The sequence below is a fragment of the Thermus tengchongensis genome (assembly GCF_021462405.1).
Lineage (GTDB): Bacteria > Deinococcota > Deinococci > Deinococcales > Thermaceae > Thermus > Thermus tengchongensis.
In genome coordinates, this window is the sequence record NZ_JAKEDU010000002.1 from 137627 (window position 1) to 155754 (window position 18128).

21 protein-coding genes are annotated in these 18128 nt (G+C 65.4%); 11 read left to right on the top strand and 10 right to left on the bottom strand.

Going from position 1 to position 18128, the window contains the following annotated elements:
* Positions 1-2: 2 nt before the first annotated feature.
* A complete protein-coding gene (ruvB, locus tag L1087_RS03050; protein WP_038043425.1) occupies positions 3-974 on the bottom strand; it encodes a Holliday junction branch migration DNA helicase RuvB in 972 nt (323 codons plus the stop codon).
* Positions 975-1004: 30 nt separating this feature from the next.
* On the opposite strand from ruvB, the gene panB reads away from it, so the two are divergent.
* The 5 genes from panB to L1087_RS03075 all read left to right on the top strand — a co-directional run bounded on the left by panB (position 1005) and on the right by L1087_RS03075 (position 5115).
* Positions 1005-1790, top strand: a complete 786-nt coding sequence (gene panB / locus L1087_RS03055) for a 3-methyl-2-oxobutanoate hydroxymethyltransferase (RefSeq protein WP_038041743.1) — start codon at positions 1005-1007, stop codon at positions 1788-1790.
* A gap of 118 nt (positions 1791-1908) precedes the next feature.
* Complete coding sequence (locus L1087_RS03060; RefSeq protein ID WP_038041745.1) at positions 1909-2649, top strand: metal ABC transporter ATP-binding protein; 741 nt, start codon at positions 1909-1911, stop codon at positions 2647-2649.
* Positions 2642-3448 carry a metal ABC transporter permease gene (locus L1087_RS03065; protein ID WP_135343523.1) on the top strand — a complete coding sequence of 269 codons (807 nt, stop codon included), beginning with the start codon at positions 2642-2644 and terminating at the stop codon, positions 3446-3448. Before L1087_RS03060 ends, L1087_RS03065 begins: the two co-directional genes overlap by 8 nt.
* Before the next feature lie 23 nt (positions 3449-3471).
* On the top strand, positions 3472-3918 hold the full coding sequence (locus L1087_RS03070) for an RrF2 family transcriptional regulator (protein ID WP_038041747.1): 447 nt from the start codon (positions 3472-3474) through the stop codon (positions 3916-3918).
* Between the two features lie 48 nt (positions 3919-3966).
* Complete coding sequence (locus tag L1087_RS03075; protein WP_234557575.1) at positions 3967-5115, top strand: cysteine desulfurase family protein; 1149 nt, start codon at positions 3967-3969, stop codon at positions 5113-5115.
* 104 nt (positions 5116-5219) lie between these two features.
* On the opposite strand, the gene L1087_RS03080 is transcribed toward L1087_RS03075, so the two are convergent.
* The gene (locus tag L1087_RS03080; protein WP_234557577.1) at positions 5220-6902 is read right to left on the bottom strand and encodes a long-chain-fatty-acid--CoA ligase; all 1683 of its coding nucleotides are present in this window, start codon (positions 6900-6902) and stop codon (positions 5220-5222) included.
* 87 nt (positions 6903-6989) lie between these two features.
* On the opposite strand from L1087_RS03080, the gene L1087_RS03085 reads away from it, so the two are divergent.
* Together L1087_RS03085 and L1087_RS03090 are read left to right on the top strand one after the other, a co-directional pair.
* Entirely contained in the window at positions 6990-7616 is a 627-nt protein-coding gene (locus tag L1087_RS03085) for a phosphoribosyltransferase (protein WP_038041749.1), read from the top strand.
* Positions 7604-7984, top strand: coding sequence for a cupin domain-containing protein (locus L1087_RS03090; protein WP_038041750.1), 381 nt, complete (start codon positions 7604-7606; stop codon positions 7982-7984). Before L1087_RS03085 ends, L1087_RS03090 begins: the two co-directional genes overlap by 13 nt.
* A 60-nt stretch (positions 7985-8044) precedes the next feature.
* Here the strand turns inward: L1087_RS03090 and L1087_RS03095 are convergent, their stop codons facing one another.
* From L1087_RS03095 to speD, 4 genes are all read right to left on the bottom strand, one after another.
* On the bottom strand, positions 8045-9001 hold the full coding sequence (locus tag L1087_RS03095) for an ABC transporter permease (protein WP_038045774.1): 957 nt from the start codon (positions 8999-9001) through the stop codon (positions 8045-8047).
* Entirely contained in the window at positions 8991-9914 is a 924-nt protein-coding gene (locus L1087_RS03100; protein ID WP_135260800.1) for an ABC transporter ATP-binding protein, read from the bottom strand. The genes L1087_RS03095 and L1087_RS03100 overlap by 11 nt, the downstream gene beginning before the upstream one ends.
* A gap of 1 nt (position 9915) precedes the next feature.
* Positions 9916-11067 carry an NEW3 domain-containing protein gene (locus tag L1087_RS03105; protein ID WP_038041753.1) on the bottom strand — a complete coding sequence of 384 codons (1152 nt, stop codon included), beginning with the start codon at positions 11065-11067 and terminating at the stop codon, positions 9916-9918.
* An 87-nt stretch (positions 11068-11154) separates the two neighbouring features.
* Entirely contained in the window at positions 11155-11589 is a 435-nt protein-coding gene (gene speD, locus L1087_RS03110) for an adenosylmethionine decarboxylase (protein WP_038041754.1), read from the bottom strand.
* Between the two features lie 293 nt (positions 11590-11882).
* Between speD and sdhC the strand changes: the two genes are divergently transcribed.
* Genes sdhC through L1087_RS03130 form a run of 4 tightly spaced genes read left to right on the top strand, consistent with a single transcriptional unit; the run spans position 11883 to position 15075 of the window.
* Positions 11883-12248 (top strand): succinate dehydrogenase, cytochrome b556 subunit, encoded by a 366-nt coding sequence (gene sdhC / locus L1087_RS03115; protein ID WP_038041755.1) that lies wholly within the window; start codon positions 11883-11885, stop codon positions 12246-12248.
* Complete coding sequence (locus L1087_RS03120) at positions 12238-12633, top strand: succinate dehydrogenase hydrophobic membrane anchor subunit (protein WP_234557579.1); 396 nt, start codon at positions 12238-12240, stop codon at positions 12631-12633. Before sdhC ends, L1087_RS03120 begins: the two co-directional genes overlap by 11 nt.
* Before the next feature lies 1 nt (position 12634).
* Positions 12635-14368 (top strand): succinate dehydrogenase flavoprotein subunit, encoded by a 1734-nt coding sequence (gene sdhA, locus L1087_RS03125; RefSeq protein ID WP_038041759.1) that lies wholly within the window; start codon positions 12635-12637, stop codon positions 14366-14368.
* An 8-nt stretch (positions 14369-14376) separates the two neighbouring features.
* Positions 14377-15075, top strand: a complete 699-nt coding sequence (locus tag L1087_RS03130; protein WP_038041761.1) for a succinate dehydrogenase iron-sulfur subunit — start codon at positions 14377-14379, stop codon at positions 15073-15075.
* A 47-nt stretch (positions 15076-15122) separates the two neighbouring features.
* Here L1087_RS03130 and aspS read toward each other — a convergent pair whose 3' ends face one another.
* The 4 genes from aspS to L1087_RS03150 form a co-directional block, all read right to left on the bottom strand.
* Positions 15123-16391 carry an aspartate--tRNA(Asn) ligase gene (gene aspS, locus L1087_RS03135; RefSeq protein WP_135343518.1) on the bottom strand — a complete coding sequence of 423 codons (1269 nt, stop codon included), beginning with the start codon at positions 16389-16391 and terminating at the stop codon, positions 15123-15125.
* Between the two features lie 114 nt (positions 16392-16505).
* Positions 16506-16805, bottom strand: coding sequence for a hypothetical protein (locus L1087_RS03140; protein ID WP_038041763.1), 300 nt, complete (start codon positions 16803-16805; stop codon positions 16506-16508).
* Positions 16792-17121, bottom strand: coding sequence for a hypothetical protein (locus L1087_RS03145; protein WP_234557580.1), 330 nt, complete (start codon positions 17119-17121; stop codon positions 16792-16794). The genes L1087_RS03140 and L1087_RS03145 overlap by 14 nt, the downstream gene beginning before the upstream one ends.
* Positions 17122-17320: 199 nt before the next feature.
* Positions 17321-18076, bottom strand: a complete 756-nt coding sequence (locus L1087_RS03150) for a TatD family hydrolase (RefSeq protein ID WP_234557582.1) — start codon at positions 18074-18076, stop codon at positions 17321-17323.
* Between the last annotated feature and the right edge of the window lie 52 nt (positions 18077-18128).

The following is an 18128-nucleotide window of genomic DNA, read 5'->3' on the forward strand; positions in this document are numbered from 1 at the left end:
GCTTAGAGAAGGGGTTCCACGGGAGGGGGGTAGCCCAGGTGGCGGTAGGCCCGTTCCGTGGCCACCCGGCCCCGGGGGGTGCGCTTCAGGAGCCCCTGCTGGATGAGGTAAGGTTCGTGGACTTCTTCCAGGGTACCTGGGTCCTCGGAGACGGCGGTGGCCAAGGTCTGCAGCCCCACCGGGCCGCCCCCGAAGCGCAGGATCAGGGTTTCCAGGATCTCCCGGTCCCGCCGCTCTAGGCCAAGCTCATCCAGGCCCAAGGCGTTAAGGGCTTCCAGCGCCCTTTCCCGGGTGATGGTTTCCTCCCCCGCCACCTGGGCGAAGTCCCGCACCCTCCGGAAAAGCCGTTTGGCCACACGCATGGTGCCCCGGCTCCTTTTGGCGATCTCCAGGGCGGCCTCCTCGGCGATGGCCACCCCTAGAAGCCTCGCATCCCGCCTGACCCCTTCGGAAAGCTCCTCCAAGGAGTAGTACTCCAGGTGCTCCACGATGCCGAAGCGGCTCCGCAAGGGGGCGGTGATAAGGCCCGGGCGGGTGGTGGCCCCGATCAGGGTGAAGCGGGGAAGCTCCAAGCGGATAGTGCGGGCTGCCGGCCCCTGGCCGATGACGATGTCCATCTTGAAGTCCTCCATGGCCGGGTAGAGGTGCTCCTCCGCCTGGCGGCTTAGCCGGTGGATCTCGTCGATGAAGAGGATGTCCCCCTCCTCCAGGGAGTTGGCCAGGATGGCGGCCAGATCGCCGGGTTTCTCTATGGCCGGCCCCGAGGTGACCCGCAGGTTCACCCCGAGCTCGTGGGCGATCACGTGGGCTAGGGTGGTCTTGCCGAGGCCGGGGGGGCCGAAGAGGAGAAGGTGCTCCAGGGGCTCCCCCCGGGCCTTGGCCGCCTCGAGGTACACCCTCAGCTTTTTCTTGAGCCTCTCCTGGCCGATGTACTCGTCCAGGGTCCTGGGCCTTAGGGCGAGGTCCGGGTGCACTTCCACGCCCTTTCATGATAGCCTTTTCCCGTGCGCCGGACGGTCAAGGAGTTCCGCCAAGCCAAAGGCCAACGCCTGGTCTACCTCACCGCCTACGATTACCCCACGGCCCGCCTGGCCCAGGAAGCCGGGGTGGACGCCATCCTGGTGGGGGATTCCCTGGGCATGGTGGTGCTGGGCTATTCCTCCACGGTGCCCGTCACCCTGGAGGAGATGCTCCACCACACCAAGGCCGCCCGGCGGGGGGCCCCGGATACCTTCTTGGTGGCCGACCTGCCCTATCTTTCCTATGCCACCTTGGACCGGGCCCTTTTTGCCGCGGAACGGCTCCTTAAGGAGGGCGGGGCGGATGCGGTGAAGCTGGAGGGTGGGGAGGAGGTGGTGGAGATCGTTTCGGGGCTCAGCCGGGCAGGGGTGCCGGTCCTGGGCCACGTGGGCCTCACCCCCCAGACGGCGAGCCAGCTTGGGGGCTACAAGTTACAGGGGAAGCGCCCCGAGGAGGCCGAGCGCATTCTAAAAGGGGCCTTGGCCCTGGAGGAGGCGGGAGCCTACGGGGTGGTGCTGGAGATGGTGCCCAAGGAGCTGGCCAAGGAGATCACGGAGAGGCTCTCCATCCACACTGTGGGCATCGGAGCTGGCCCCCACACGGACGCCCAGGTCCTGGTCTTCCACGACGTGGTGGGGCTTTACGGGGATTTCAAACCCCGGTTTGTGAAGCGGTACCTGGAGGGGGAAAAGCTCTTCCTCGAGGCCCTATCCCAGTACGTGCGGGAGGTGCGGGAGGGGGTGTTCCCCGCCGAGGAGCACAGCTTTTAAGCACCCCGTCGTGGCTTGGGTCAAAAGGTGGGCCCCGGCTGTTTCCAGGCTGGCCCGGGGGATCCTGGGCCGTGATTCGGGCTTGACGAGCTTGTTGAAAATGGATTAGCGTTCTTGTGTGTTGGCCCTCGAGGTCCAAGACCTGTCCGTACGCTTTGGGGAGTTCAGGGCCCTGGAGGGCGTCAGCCTGAAGGTGCCAGAGGGGGCCTTCGTGGCCATTGTGGGCCCCAACGGGGCGGGGAAGAGCACCCTTTTGAAGGCCATCCTGGGCCTTGTGCCCTTCCGGGGCGAGGTCAGGGTTTTGGGGCGCCCTTTGGCAGAAACCGATCCCCTGTGGTTTGGCTACGTGCCCCAGATCAAGACCTTTGACCGCTCCTTCCCGGCACTTTCCCTAGAACTGGTGGCCACGGGTCTGAGGCGGCGCTGGCCCTTCCGCCTTTTCCCCTGGGAAAAGGAGGAAGCCCTTTCCGCCTTAAGGCGGGTGGGGGCGGAGGCATTGGCCTTCCGCCCCTTGGGCCGGCTTTCCGGGGGGCAGCTCCAACGGGTCTACCTGGCCCGGGCCCTCATCCGCCGGCCGAGGATCCTCCTTTTGGATGAGCCCGCCACCGGGGTGGACCGGGTGGGGGAGGTGGACCTCTACCGGTATCTGGAGGCCTACCAGGAGGAATCGGGGGCCACGGTGCTCATGATCACCCACGACTGGGAAGCTGCCCACCACGCCAGCCACGTCCTGGTGATGAACCGGAAGGTGGTGGGGTTTGGTCCGCCGGAGCGGGCCCTCACCGAGGAGTGCTTGCGCCAGGCCTTTGGACACCTGGGCCACGCCCACGGGCTGTACCTAGGGGGTGGGCATGCTTGACGCCTTGGGTTATCCCTTTTTCCAGAGGGCCCTCCTGGCGGGGCTTTTGGTGAGCCTCCTCTCTGGGCTCCTCTCCCCCTTCGTGGTGCAAAGGCGGCTTTCCTTCCTTGGGGATGGGCTGGCCCACGCCGCCTTCGCTGGGGTGGCCTTGGGGCTTTTCCTAAGGGGGGAGCCCCTTTGGTTTGCCCTGCCCTTCACCTTTCTGGTGGCCATGGCCATCACCTTGGTGAAGGAGAAGACCGAGCTTTCCGAGGACACCGCCATCGGGGTCTTCTTCGCCCTCTCCGTGGCCCTGGGGGCCGTCTTCCTCTCCAAGGCCCGGGGGTATGTGGGGGACGCCATGGGTTACCTCTTCGGCTCCCTTTTGGCGGTGGGGCCGGCAGACCTTTGGGCCATAGCCCTTCTCCTCTTCCTGGCTCTCTTTCTCCTTCCCCTGTGGGGGCCCTTGGCCTACGCCACCTTTGACCGGGAGCTGGCCCTTTCCGACCGGGTGCCGGTGGTCTTCCACGATTACCTCCTTTCCGGCTTCATCGCCGTGAGCCTGGTGTTGGCGGTGAAGGTGGTGGGGATCATTCTGGTGGCGGCCTTTTTGGTGATCCCCGGGGCGGCGGCCAGGCTCTTGAGCCGAACCTTTTCCGGGCTCACCCTTCTTTCCCTCCTCCTGGCCTCCCTTTCCACGGTGCTCGGCCTCTTCCTTTCTTTCCTTCTGGACTGGCCTAGCGGGGCCAGCATCGTGTTGTTGCAGGCGGCCTTGTTCGGCCTGGCCTTCGTGAAAACCGTATTTTCAGTAAGGAAATAAAGCCTTTGCGCTATACTGGAGGCATGTGGGTGTCCACGAAGGCCCAGTATGGCCTTAGGGCCCTGGTGGAGATCGGCCTCAAGGCCCCGGAGGCGGTGCCCCTCAAGGAGGTGGCGGAGGCCCAGGGCATCAGCCAGCACTACCTGGAGCAGATTGCGGCCCAGCTTAGGCGTTCGGGGTTCATCCGCTCCGTGCGGGGGGCCAGGGGGGGCTATCGTCTGGCCCGCCCTCCGGAGAGGGTGACGGCCCTCGAGGTGGTGGAGGCCCTGGAGGGGAGCCTAGCCCCGGTTTCCTGCATCGAGGACCCAGAGTCCTGCGCCAAGGTGGGACAGTGCTCCACCGAGCTCCTCTGGAAGCGGGTGGACCTGGCCATGCGCCAGGTCCTGGGGAGCACCACCTTGAAGGACCTCATCGAGGAGCGGAAGCTCATCGAGGCCAAGCGCTTGATCCAGCTCCAGCCCGCAGGCTAGGCAAGGGGTGTTAGGAAGGCCTGCCAGGGCTTGCTCCTGGTAAAGGGAATGGGGAGGGGCAAGGAGGAAACCTTGGCTTTGGTCTATCTGGACTACGCGGCCACCACGCCCCTGGACCCTGAGGTCCAGCAGGCCATGCGCGAGGTGGAAGGAATCTTCGGCAACCCCAATAGCATCCACCGCTTTGGCCAGGAGGCCCGGCGGGTGCTGGAGGGAGCCCGGGAGCGGATCGCAAGCCTCCTGGGGGTGCGCCCCAGGGAGGTGGTCTTTACCGCCTCGGGTTCGGAGGCGGATGCCCTGGCCCTTTTGGGGGTGGCCTTGGCCAAGGGGAAGGGGCATGTGGTGAGCACGGACGTGGAGCACTCCGCGGTCCTTGGGGCCTTGCGGCTCCTTGAACGCCTGGGTTTTGCCGTGACCCGGCTCAGGCCCGATCGCTTTGGGTTGGTCTACCCCGAGCAGGTGGAGGAGGCCCTGAGGCCCGACACCATCCTGGTGAGCGTCATGGCCGCCAACAACGAGCTCGGCACCCTCTACCCCATCCGAGAGATGGCCGAGATCGCTCACGCCCACGGGGCCCTCTTTCACACCGATGCCGTGCAGGCTGTCGGGCAGGTGCCTTTTCGGGTGGACGAGGTGGGAGCGGACCTGGTCTCCTTAAGCGCCCACAAGTTCTATGGACCAAAGGGGATCGGGGCCCTTCTGGTGCGCCAGGGAGTGGACCTCTTCCCCCTGGTGCCGGGCAAGCAGGAGGGGGGGAGGCGGGGGGGCACGCAAAGCCCCGTCCTGGCCCAAGGGATGGCGGTAGCCCTGGAAAAGGCCTTAAGGCTTTTGCCCGAGGAGTCTGCCCGGCTTCTGGCCTTGAGGCGGCGCCTCGAGGAGGGCTTGCTTGCCGTGGAAGGGGTGGAGCTCAACGGTCATCCCGAGCGCCGCCTGCCCAAGCTGGTCAACGTGACGGTGAAGGGTGCGGATGGGGAGGCCTTGCTTCTGGCCATGGACCTCATGGGGGTGGCGGTTTCTTCGGGCTCGGCGTGTTCGGCCGGAAGCCTCGAGCCCTCCCATGTCCTCCTGGCCATTGGCCGCTCACCCAGGGAAGCCCGGGCCTCCTTGCGCTTTTCCTTGGGCCGCTACACCACCGAGGCCGAGGTAGACCGGGCGGTGGAGGTGTTCCGGGAAGCGGTGGCCCGGGCGCGGGCCTAAAGCTAAGCACCCGCGCACAAAGGCTACCCCATCGGCTAAAGCCAAAGCGGCTTGCTTATCGCCTCTTTGGGGCCCCCGTCGTGGCGCAAGCCACGACGGGGTACTTAAGGCTGCCTTTTGGCAAACTCCTCGCGCAGCTCCCGCCTGAGGATCTTCCCCACGCTGGATTTGGGCAGGTTGTCCCGGAACTCGATGATGCGGGGGACCTTGTAGGCGGCGAGGTTTTGCCGGCAGAAGGCCTCGAGGTCCTTTTCCGTGACCTTGCCCTTATAGGCTTCCTTGAGGACGATGAAGGCGGCCACGGTTTCCCCGCGGTAGGGGTCGGGGACGCCCACCACGGCGGCTTCCTGGACGGCTTCGTGCTGGTAGAGGACCTCTTCCACTTCCCTGGGGTAGATGTTGTAGCCGCCGGCGATGATCATGTCCTTTTTGCGGTCCACGATGTAGAAGTAGCCGTCTTGGTCCATGCGGGCCATATCCCCGGTGAAGAGCCAGCCGTCCTTGAGGGCCTTTTGGGTTTCCTCGGGGCGGTTCCAGTAGCCCTTCATGACGTTGGGGCCTTTGACGATGAGCTCGCTCACCTCGCCCAGGGGCACCTCGTTCCCCTCCTCGTCCACCACCTTGGCCTCCACGCTGGGCAGGGGCATGCCGATGGAGCCTTTCTTCACCTCCCCCAGGACGGGGTTGGAATGGGTGACCGGGCTGGCCTCGGAGAGGCCGTAGCCCTCGATCAGCCGAGCCCCGGTGATCTCCTCAAAGCGCTTGGCCACCTCCACCGGCAGGGGGGCGGCTCCGGAGAGGCAGATGCGGATGCTCTTTACGTTTCGTTTCTCGATTCCCGGGAAGTGGTTGAAGGCCACGTAGAGGGTGGGCACCCCGGGGAAGTGGGTGACCTGGTGCTTTTCAATGGCCTCCACAATGGCATGGATCTCCGGCCTGGCCAGGAGGACGATCTTGTACCCGGAGTAGATGCCGTAGTTCATGGCCACGGTCATGCCGTAGACGTGGAAGAAGGGCAAGGCTCCCAGCATGACCCCTTTGCCCTGAAGCTCCTTGGAGGTGGAATCCCAGGCATCGATCTGCAGGACGTTGGCCACCAGGTTCCGGTGGGTGAGCATGGCGCCCTTGGAGATGCCCGTGGTGCCCCCTGTGTACTGCAAAAGGGCCAGGTCTTCAGGATCAGCGGGATGGGGGGTGGCGGGGGGATGCTTCAGGAGGTCCAAGAAGGCGTGGAAGCCTTCCCGTTTGGGAAAGCCCAGGGGTAGCTTGTCCCGCTTCGCCTTCAAGGGGTAAAGGAGGTTTTTGGGGAAAGGGAGGAAGTCCTTGATGCCTGTGACCACGGTGCGCTTCACCGGGGTTTCCCCCTCCACCTCCAGGAAGCGGGGCAAAAGGTGATCCAGGATGACCAGGGTTTCTGCCCCCGAGTCCTTGAGCTGGTGCCTTAGCTCCCTTGGGGTGTAGAGGGGGTTCACGTTAACGCCCACGCCCCCCGCCAGGAGGGTACCGTAGAAGGCGATGACGAACTGGGGGGTGTTGGGAAGCATGATGGCCACCCGGTCGCCAGGCCTCACCCCCAGGGCCTTAAGCCCCTCGGCGAAGCGTCGGGATTTCTCCCAGAGCTCCGCATAGGTAAGGGTTTTGCCCAGGAAATCCAGGGCCACATGGTGGGCGTAGCGGCTGGCGCTGTTTTCCAGGAAGCGCCACAGGGGGATGGCAGGGACCTCCACCTCTGGGGGAACGCCAGGGTCATAGTGGGCGAGCCAGGGTTTGGAGCCTACGTGGTCCATGCTGACCTCCTTGGGGCCCAGGTTACCAAAAACTTTATACCGCGTTCAAGACCATGGTCCGGTGTAGCATGAATGGGGAGGTTTCCTATGCGCTTCCGCGACCGCAGGCACGCTGGGGCTCTTCTGGTGGAAGCCCTGAAGCCCTTGGGTCTGGAACGCCCTGTGGTTTTGGGCATCCCTCGAGGCGGGGTGGTGGTGGCCGATGAGGTGGCGAGAGGCCTAGGGGGGGAGCTGGATGTGGTCCTGGTGCGCAAGGTGGGAGCCCCAGGAAATCCGGAGTTCGCTCTGGGGGCGGTGGGGGAGAAGGGGGGCTTGGTGTTGAAGCCCTATGCCTACCAGTACGCCGACCCCAGCTACCTGGAGCGCGAGGCAGCCCGGCAGAAGGACGTGATCCGCAGGCGGGCCGAGCGTTACCGTAAGGTGAGGCCAAAGGTGCCCCTTGCGGGCCGGGATGTGGTGTTGGTGGACGACGGCATCGCCACCGGTTCCACCATGGAGGCGGCCTTGGCCGTGGTTCTCTCGGAAAAACCCCGGCGGGTGGTGGTGGCGGTGCCTGTGGCCAGCCCGGATGCGGTGGAGAGGCTGAAGGATCAAGCCGAGGTGGTGGCCCTCTCCACCCCGCCGGACTTCGCCGCCGTGGGGGCCTACTTCATGGACTTCGGCGAGGTCACCGATGAGGAAGTGGAGGGCCTTTTGCTACAATGGTCGCCATGAAGCCTGTGGTCAAGCAGGGGGCCAGCGTGGAGGCCCGTCCCGTGGAACGGGGGGAGAAGGCCTTTATCCAGGTGCTCATCGGCCCTGAGGATGGAGCCCCCCACTTCATCACCCGCAAGTTCACCATCCTGCCGGGGGGCCGCATCCCCAAGCATAAGCACCCCACCATTGAGCACGAGCAGTACGTGCTTTCTGGGCGCATGAAGGTTTACCTGGGCGACGAGGTCAAGGAGGTGGCTGCTGGGCAGGCGGTTTACATTCCCCCGGACACCCCTCACGCCTACGTGAACGAGGGGGAAGAGCCGGTGGAGTTCCTCTGCATTATCCCCAAGACCAGCGCCTACGCCACAGAGTGGTTGGAGGAATAGGGCTTGCCCTAAACGGCCCGCCCTGGCCCGGGCCAGGGCGGGTGCCGCCTTCTGGGCGGCTCAGGCCCGCACCTCCTGGCGCTGGAAGGCCACGTAGGCCAGGGTGAAGAGGAGGATGAAGAGGGCGAAAAGCCCCGTGAGCTGGGGCCAGACCAGAAGGAGGCTCTGGCCCAAGGGGAGGGGTGTGCCCAGTACGGCGCCCTCCAGCTGGGTGATGAGGATGGGGCCCAAGGAGCGCACCGCTGGGTTGAGGACGGCGGTCAGGGTTTCCGCGTACAGGGTGTTGGGGGAGAGGCGGGAGATCCAGAGGGCCAGGTTAGCCTGCCGAAGCTGGCTTTCCGGATCAAAGGGGTCGGCTTGAAGGAGAAGGGCGCTTGCCGCCAGGTCGGTGAGGATGGGGAAGAAGACGGCGAAGAAGAGCCAGACCCCGATGGCGGCTAGGGCGGCGGTGGCCGGCTGGCGAAAGAGGACGGAGAAGAGGAGGCCCAAGGCCAGCCAGAAGCCCGCATAGGCCAAGGTGGCCAGGAGGAAGAGGAAGGCCCGGGCCATTTCCTCGCCTCCGGGAGGCACTCCCAGGGTGAAGAGGCCTAGGCCCACCACCAGGAGGAAGAGGGCGGTGAGAAGCACGGCCAGGGTGCCGAGCCCCGCCAGGAACTTGCCGAAGAGGAGGGCGTCCCGGTAGATGGGCTGGGAGAGGATACGGGAAAGCGTTCCCCTAGCGTATTCCCCGTTCACCGCATCGAAGGCCAAGGCGATGGCGGCCAGGGGCACGAAGAAGGAGAGGAAGCCCACGAAGGAGGGCAGGGGATCCTGGGCGGTGGTGAGGAGCTTCAGGTAGAGGTAAGGGTCCTCCCCCACGGTCTGGCGCAGGGTCTGGGTGCCGGTGTAAACGGCGGCCAGGGCGGAAAGGAGGATCAACCCCTCCAGAATGCGCATCCTCAAGCCCGTGAGGTGGTCGGCCATCTCCTTGAAGAAGACCGCCCATAGCCCGGTCCAGGGGGAGCCTTCACGCCGCATGCGCCACCTCCTTGAAGTAATGGGCGTAGACCTCGTCCAGGCTGGGACGGCGCAGGGCCAGGCCGAAGAGGGCTCCGCGTTCCACGGCCACCCGGGCCAGCTCTGGGCGCAGGTCACGGCTGGCCAGGATGCGGTAGCGCCCTGCCTCCGCTTCCACCCGCGCCACCCCCTCCAGCTCCCGGAAGGCCGCCTCCAGACCTGGCCCCGCCTCCACCAGGATCTCGTAGCCGCCGCCCAAGACCCTTTGCGCCAACTCCTCCACGGTGCCTAAAAGGGCAAGACGCCCCTTGTGGAAAAGGCCCACCCGATCGCAGACCTCCTGCACCTGGTGCAGGAGGTGGCTGGAGAGCAGGATGGTGATGCCCTCCGCCTTCAGGCCCTTGATGAGCTCCAGAAACTCCCGGGCGGCCTCGGGGTCCAAGCCCAGGGTGGGCTCGTCCAGGATGGCCACCTTGGGCCTTTTCAGGAGTACCTCCGCCAGGCCCAGGCGCTGCCGCATCCCCCGGCTGAAGGCGGAAACCCGCCGGTCCCGCACCTCCCAAAGGCCCATGCGCCGCAAGACCTCCTCGATGCGGGCTTTGGCCTCGGCCTCGGGGAGGCCCAAAAGGCGGGTGGTGTAGCGTAGGTTCTCCCAGGCGGTGAGTTCCCCGTAAAACCCCACCTGGTCGGGGAGGTAGCCCACTTGGCTCTTCACCTTCAAGGGCTCCCGCATGGGGTCCAGACCCAAAACCCGGGCCTCGCCCCGGGTGGGCTCGGTGAGGCCCAGGAGCATGAGAATGGTGGTGGTCTTGCCTGAGCCGTTAGGCCCCAGAAGGCCGAAGACCTCCCCTTCCTGCACCTCTAGGTTCAGGTCCTCCACGGCCACCACCCGCCCGTAGCGCTTGGTGAGGCCATGGGTTTCGATGACCGCCATGCTACCTCCGGCCGAAGCGGTTCACGGCGAAGCCCAGGACCAAAAGGGCCACGGCCATGATGCCCACCCCCACCAGGCCCCAAAGGCTGGAGCGCACCACGGTGGCCCGGTAGTCCAGGCTCTCGGAGAGGCCCTCGGCTCCGGAGAGGCTAAGGGTCACCATGTAGTCCCCGGTGACCGCCTTGGGGGAGGGCTTGATGCGGGCGGTTACCTCCTGCTCCTGGCCGGGGTCCAGGGCCTCCAGCTTATCCGGCTCAAACTTCACCTCCCAGCCCGAGGGTTCCATGGCGCTGAAGGACAGGTTCTTGGCCGGGGCGCTACCCTCGTTCTTCACCACAAGCTTCACCGCGTTTTCCCGGCCCGCCACCACCTGTCCGGAAAGCCGCCCCTCCTTGGTGGTGAAGCGCACCTCGGGTCGGCCTGTGACCTCGAGGGTAAGCCCCAGCTCCGCCTTGGCCTCCCCGGCCACGGCCCTCAGGGTGAGGCCGTAGGTGTCCGCCTTGGTGTCCTTGGGCAGGGATACCTCCACATCCAGGTCCTTGCTCTCCCCGGCCTTGATGGGCAGGCTGGTCACCTGCTGGCTGGAGAAGGCAGGGGTAAATGTGACCTGCCAACCTTTTGGGGCCTCGTATTCCAGGGAAACCAGGAGGTCGCGGTCCGATTCGTTTTTCAGGGTCACCCGGTAGCGGAAGGAGCTGGTGGGGGGACCTTTGAGCACGGGAAGCTCGGCCTCGAGGCTGAGCCTTTGCGGCAGGCCCTGGCCCACCACCAGGGCGATGGGCAGGGTAACGGTCTGCCCCAGGCCTTCGGCCCTCACCAGGAAGCGGTAGGTGCCGGGCTTCACCTCCTTGGGAGGCTGGAGGCGAAGGGTAAGGGTGGTTTCCCCGTCCGGGGTCAGGTAAACCGCCCGCACCAAACGGCCTCCGCCGATGAGGCTGGCCTGCCAGCCTTGTGGGGCCTCGGCCACCTGGACCCGCACCACCCCGGGAGGAAGGCCGTAGTTCTTGAGGGTGAGGGTCAGGTTGACGCTCTCCCCGGGTTGCACCCCGATTTCCGGATAGGAGGTGCCTAGGGAAAGACCGCGAAAGCCCTGGGCTTGGGCTAAGGCCACGCCGAATCCCAGAAGAACCAGGGTGAGTAGCTTGCGCACCATGTCTAAGCCTCCTCCTATAAGCTAGAGAGGAAGGATGAGTCCAAAATGAAAACCCCCGGGCAAGCCCGGGAAAGGGGGGCAGTTTTCCTAGCTCACCCGCGCTTCGAGGTACTCCCGCTCCCCCAGGACGATCTTCCGGGCCAGCTCGGGGTCCTTGGGAAACTCCTTGCCCCGGTTGATCATGTAAGTTTCGTAGCGGCCAATCTCGAAGACCGCGGTGAGCTTCCTCAGCACCTGGGCCATGTCAAAGGCCTTGCAGGAAAAGATGTCGATGGAAAGGAAGCGCTTTTTGGGGAAGGTGTGGATGGCGATGTGGCTTTCGGCGATGATCACCACCCCGGTCACCCCGTCTTCCCCCTCGGGGCCGTAGCTGTAGACGAAGGGGGGAAGCACCTTGGTCATCTCCATCTCATCGGGGAGCTCGTCCAGGACGCGGCGCACCAGCTCGGCGTCCCGGAGCTTTTCGGGATTGGCGTCGTAGCCGTCCACCATCAGATGCGGTCCGAATCCGAAGAGTTCCATCCTGACCACCTCCTTCCCGTGCCCCCCGGGGTATCCCCCCGCGGCACGCCCCCCATTATGCCCCCCCCTCCCCCCCCTGTCAATACCTCGTCTCCGGGCGGGAAATCGCCTGTGCCCCCCGGGGGTCTTCTCCGCGGGCCTGCCCCCAAGGGGCGCGGGGGGTCCAAGGGGAATAAGCCGGCTTGACGGGCCCTTCCTATACCTTATGGGGGTATAAGAGGCCGGGAAAGTGGCCTCCCCAACGCGTGGGCTGGGAACAAAGGTGCTATGATGGAGGCCGGTAAGGAGGTGCCATGTACAGGGGAAGAGAGGGGCAGTGGGCGTTTTACCTGCACCGGATCTCGGGCCTGGGCATTCTGGTCTTCCTCATGCTCCACGTGGCCAACATCGCAAGCGCCATGTGGGGCCCGGAGGTGTCCAACGCCCTCATGAAGTTCTATCACCAGCCCGTGTTTCAGCTGGGGCTTCTCGTCCTCGTCGCTGGGGTGCTCTACCATGGGTTCAACGGCCTCCGGATCATCCTTATGGACTTCACCAGCTGGGGGGTGCGCTACCAGCGCCAACTTTGGTACGGGGTTTGGGTTCTCTTCGTGGTCTTCTACCTGCCCTTCCTGATCCGGATCGGCGGGAACATTTTGGGAGGCGGCCATGGCGATTAAGTCCAAGCGCTACGAGGAGGCGAGGCTCGAGGCCAGCACCAACCTGGAGCTCTACTGGTGGGTCTTCATGCGCATCTCCGGGGTGGTGCTGGTCTTCCTGCTCATCGGCCACATGTGGATGAACGCCGTTCTCATGGACCTCAACAAGATCGACTACGATTACGTGGCCAAGAGACTCTCTCAGACCACCTGGAAGGTCTACGACTGGCTCATCCTGGCCCTAGCCCTCCTGCACGGGGGCAACGGGCTTCGCTATGTGCTGGACGACTGGATTCGGAACCCGTCCAGGCGCTTCTGGGCCAAGGTGGTGCTCTACAGCCTTATCGCCTTTCTTTTCTTCCTGGGAAGCCTTTCCCTTTTCAATCACGATTTCGGGGTGAAGTGATATGGCGCACAGACACGAGGTGATCGTGGTGGGCGCGGGCGGGGCGGGCCTGGCCACCGCCCTGTACGCGGCCAGGGAAGGTGCGGATGTGGCGGTGGTGACCAAGCTCTACCCCACGCGAAGCCACACGGGGGCGGCCCAAGGAGGCATAGGGGCGGCCTTGGGCAACGTGGAGGAGGACCACTGGGAATGGCACATGTTCGACACGGTGAAGGGGGGGGACTACCTCACCGACCAGGATGCCGCCGAGGTCTTCGCCAAGGAGGTGATCGAGGCGGTCCTGGAGCTGGAACACATGGGCCTTCCCTTTGACCGGCTCCCCAACGGCAAGATCGCCCAGCGCCGCTTTGGCGGCCATACCAAGGACTGGGGCAAGGCCCCGGTGCACCGGGCAGCCCACGCCGCGGACCGCACCGGGCACATGATCCTCCAGACCCTTTACCAGCAGTGCGTGAAGCACAACATCACCTTCTACAACGAGTTCCACGTCACCGATGTCATCATCGAGGATGGGGTGGCCAAGGGCCTGGTGGCCTACGAGCTCGCCACTGGGGAGCTCCACCTCTTCCAGGCCAAGGCCATCGTCATCGCCTCCGGGGGGTTTGGCCGCATCTACAAGGTGACCTCCAACGCCTACACCCTCACCGGGGACCTGCAGGCCATCCTCTACCGCAAGGGGCTTCCCCTCGAGGACATGGAGTTCTACCAGTTCCACCCCACGGGGCTCTACCCCTTGGGCATCCTCCTCACCGAGGGGGCCCGGGGGGAGGGGGGCATCCTGAGGAACGCTCTGGGGGAGCGCTTCATGGAGCGCTACGCCCCCACCATCAAGGACCTGGCTCCCAGGGACCTGGTTTCCCGAGCCATGTACCTGGAGGTGCGGGAGGGCCGGGGGGTGGGCCCCAAGAAGGACCACGTGCTCCTGGACCTCACCCACCTGCCCCCTGAGGTCATCGAGAAGAAGCTCCCCGACATCACCGAGTTCAGCCGCATCTACCTGGGGGTGGACCCCTTGAAGGAGCCGGTGCCGGTGATGCCCACCGCCCACTACGCCATGGGGGGCATCCCCACCACCCTGTGGGGCCAGGTGATCCGGGACGAGAACAACACCGTGGTGCCTGGGCTTTACGCTGCCGGGGAAGCGGCCTGCGTCAGCTTGCACGGGGCCAACCGCCTGGGGACCAACTCCTTGGGGGATCTGGTGGTCTTTGGTCGGCGCGCGGGGATCCATGCGGCCCGCTTCGCCAAGGACGCCGATTACCACGAGCTCAAGGCCGACCATCTGGGCGAAAGCCGCGAGCGCATTGAGCGCATCAAGAACTCCACGGGCAAGGAGAAGGTGGCCGTCTTGCGGGCCGAGCTCCAGCAGTCCATGATGGACCACGCCTCCGTCTTCCGCACCGGGGAACTCCTCACCAAGCAGGTGGAGATCCTGAAGGAGCTCATGGACCGCTACCGGCACATCTCCATCGACGATAAGGGGGAGGCCTATAACACCGAGCTGGTGGAGGCCCTGGAGCTGGGGTACCTCCTCGAGGTCTCCGAGGCCCTGGTGCACTCTGCCTTGAACCGCACCGAGTCCCGCGGGGCCCATGCCCGGGAGGATTACCCCGAGCGGGACGATGCCAACTGGCTCAAGCACACCCTGGCCTACAAGGTGGCCGACGGCAAGGTGACCTTCCGCTACAAGCCCGTGGTCCTGGGCCGATTTGAGCCCAAGGCCCGCACCTACTAGGAGGCGCCATGCAGGTAACCCTGAAGATCCTCCGCTTTGACCCCGCCAAGGACCAGAAGCCCACCTGGCACACCTACCAGGTGGAGGCCGAACCTTGGGACCGGGTTTTGGACCTTCTCCACAAAGTGAAGTGGGACCAGGACGGCACCCTGGCCTTCCGCCGGAGCTGCGGCCACGGCATCTGCGGCTCCGATGCCATGCTCATCAACGGCAGAAACCGCCTGGCCTGCAAGACCCTGGTGAAGGACCTGGGGAACGTGATCACCGTGGAACCCATCCGGGGCCTGCCGGTGGAGAAGGACCTCATCGTGGACATGGAGCCCTTCTTCGCCGCCTACCGGGCGGTGAAGCCCTACCTCATCAACGACGAGCCGCCCCCTGCGCGGGAGCGTTTGCAAAGCCCTGAGGAACGGGAGCGGTTCGACCACGGCACCAAGTGCATCCTCTGCGCCAGCTGCACCACCAGCTGCCCGGTCTTCTGGGTGAACGGCACCTACCTGGGCCCGGCGGCCATCGTCCAGGCCCACCGCTTCATCTTTGACTCCCGCGACCGGGGTAAGAGGGAGCGCTTCAAGGCCCTGGGCTCGGGGAGCGGGGTTTGGCGGTGCCGCACCGCTTACAACTGCACGGAGGCTTGCCCCCGGGAGATCCCCGTGACCCAGCTCATCGAGGAGGTCAAGCGGGCCATCCTCTTCGACCGGTTCTGAACACCCCATCGCGGCTTGTGCTGCGATGGGGACCCCAGGGGCGGGGCCTAAGGCGTGAGCCGGTGGCGGTCCCGGGGGAAAGCCCGGGCGTAGCGTACGTTGGGCAGACCGAGAAGCTTTTGCGTGAGCCTTTCCGCTCCGATGGCGAAGCCCCCGTGGGGGGGCATGCCGTACTTGAAGACCTCCAGGTAGCCCTTAAAGCCCTCGAGGTCCATGCCCTTGGCCCTTAGGCTTTCCACCAGGTCCGGGTAGCGGTGGATGCGCTGGCCCCCCGAGGTGATCTCCAGGCCGCGGAAGAGGAGGTCAAAGCTCCGGGTGGTGCCGTCTGGCTCCGGATAGGTGTAGAAGGGCCGGAGGGCTTTGGGGTAGCGGGTGATGAAGAGCCAGTCCGAGCCCCAGCGCTCCTTTGCGTACTGGCCCAAAAGGCGCTCCGCCTCCTCGGAGAGGTCCTGCCCCACGGGGTAGCCGAGCTCCTCCTTGAGGAGGCGGCGGGCCTCGGCGTGGGTCAGGCGGGGGATGTCCTTAGGGAAGGAGGGCCATTCCGCCCCCAGAAGCCGGATCTCGCTTGCGGCGCTCGTTAGGGCTTCCTCCAGCATCTCTTGGAGAAGGCCTTCCTCCAGCCGCATGAGGTCCTCCTCGTCCTGGATGAAGCCCATTTCCACGTCCAGGGAGAGGTACTCGTTCAGGTGGCGGCTGGTGTTGTGCTCCTCCATGCGCCACACCGGGGCCACCTCGTAGACGCGCTCGAAGACCCCCACCATGATCTGCTTGTAGAGCTGGGGGGACTGGGCCAGGTAGGCCCGGTACTCAAAGTAGTCCACCCCGAAAAGCCCTGAACCCCCTTCGGCTCCCGCCCGCACCACCTTGGGGGTGAAGATTTCGGTGAAGTCTTGGCGGTCCAAATACCGGCGAAAGCCCCGTACCAAGGCGGCCTGCACCTTAAGGGGGGCGCGGGCCTTCTCCCCCCTTAGGGTGACGTAGCGGTATTCCAGAAGGGTGTCGGGGCTTGCCCGCCACTCCTCCTTGGGGATCTCCACCGGGGTGGGCTCCAGGGCGGGGGAGAGGACCTCTATGGCCTTGGCCTGGACCTCGAGGCCCCCGGGGGCCTTGGCGTTGGCCACCACCACTCCCCGCACCCGGAGGCTGGACTCGGGGAGGGGGAGCTTCTGCCCCCCAGTGACCACCTGCACGATGCCGCTTCGGTCCCGTAGCAATACGAACTGCACCTTGCCCAAATCCCGCCGCCAGTGGAGAAAGCCCAGTAGCTCCACCTCTTCGCCCACATGCTGCTTCAAGTCCCGTACCAGAACCCGCATGCTCCCTCCTCTTAAGGTTTGACCCCCCCGGCCATGGGGGACCGGGGGGGCCGGATGGCCTTGCCCCCCGTCTAGGCGTCATTACCCTGCGGCAGACGCATATTGCCCTTGAGTTTAGGGGGTTTCTTCCCCTTGGTCAAGGCGTTCAAAGGCGAGGACCAGGCTGGGGAGGTCCTGAGGGTCCGCCACAGCGAAGAAGTTCTCCTCCGCCTGGTACCGGGCTGCCCACTCCCCTGCCACCCCGGCCAGGTTTAAGGGCTTTGCCTCCTCCCTTAGGAAGCGGAGACGTCTTAGGCGCACATTCCCCTCTTCGGAGTAGAAGACCTGGTAGACCACACCCCCTTGGCGTTTTTCCCCGTAGAAGCCTCCTTCGATGGGGCTTATCTCGTGGCCCAAGGCTTTAAGGGCTTCCATCCAGCACCTCGAGGGCCGAGGGGTAGTCCAGCACGATCTCGTAGTACCCGGCGTAGAGGACGATGCGGCCCGTGGCCCGCACCCGCTTGCCCAGGTAGCTTTGCGGGAAGGGTTGCTGGAAGAGGCCGTAGCTTCTCGGGAAGACCACCAGCCTGAGGTCGCTTTCCCCGGGGCCGAACTTCAAAAAGGCCACCGTGCCGCGGTCCTCCACCGCCTGGATGACCCCCTCCACCTTGGCCACGCGGCCGAAGTAGCGGGGGGCTTCCTGCCAGGGCACCGCCCCCTCCACCGTGGGCAGGGCAAAGGGGGTTTTCAAGGAAGCCTGCCTGGAAATCCTTTTCCATCACGGAAAGAAGCCGGGCGAAAGCCTCGGGGGCTTCCTTCTTCCGCAGGAGCACGGAAAGCTCCCGGTTGGCGTTCAAGGAGTTGGCGCTGAGGTCAAGGCTGCCCAGGAGGACAAGAAGCCGCTTCATCTCACCCCCCATTCTGACCCATGGGGCTTGGGGCCAGCACCCCTAGGCCCAGCGGAAGAGGGTGGCTGCGTTCCGGTCGGTGAGGGCCTCCGCTTCCTCCCAGGCCAGCCCCCGCACCTCGGCCAGTTTGGCCAAAGTGTGGCGCACGTAGTGGGGGAGGTTGCGCTTTCCCCGGTGGGGCTCGGGGGGTAGGAAGGGGGCGTCGGTTTCCACCAGGAGCCGATCTGCGGGGAGCCTCCCGGCCGCTTCCCGCAGGGCCTGGTTCTTCTTGTAGGTAAGGGGGCCGGCGAAGCTGAAGTAGGCCCCCACCTCGAGGCCTGCCCGCTCCAAGGCCGGGTGCCCGCCAAAGGCATGGAGGACCACCCTTTTGGGTCGGTGGGCAAGAAGCCAGGCGGACAGGTCTTCCTCCGCTTGCCCGTCCTTGCTCCGCACGTGGAGCACCAAGGGTAGTCCGAGTTCCTCGGCCAGGGTTGCCTGGAACTCCAGGGCCTTGAGCTGGGCGGGCTTGGTTTCGGGGGTCCAGTAATAGTCCAAGCCGCTTTCCCCAATGGCCCGCACCCGGGGGTGACGGGCGTAATACCTTAAAGCCTCTTCCACCTCGGGGGAGAGGAGGTGGGCCGAGGTGGGGTGGAGGCCCACGGCGGCGTAGACGTTTCCTTGGGCCAGGCTCAGGGTCCTTTCCCAACGGCCGGGGTCCACCCCCAGGGTGAGGACGGCCTTGAGCTCGGGAAGGTGGGCCCTGGCCTCGGCCAGCTCGCTTTCTTCCAGGAAGTCCAGGTGGGCGTGGGTGTCGGTCATGCCTCCGTCCAGTTTATGGCCAAGACAACAGGAGCCCGAGGGTTGGGTGAAT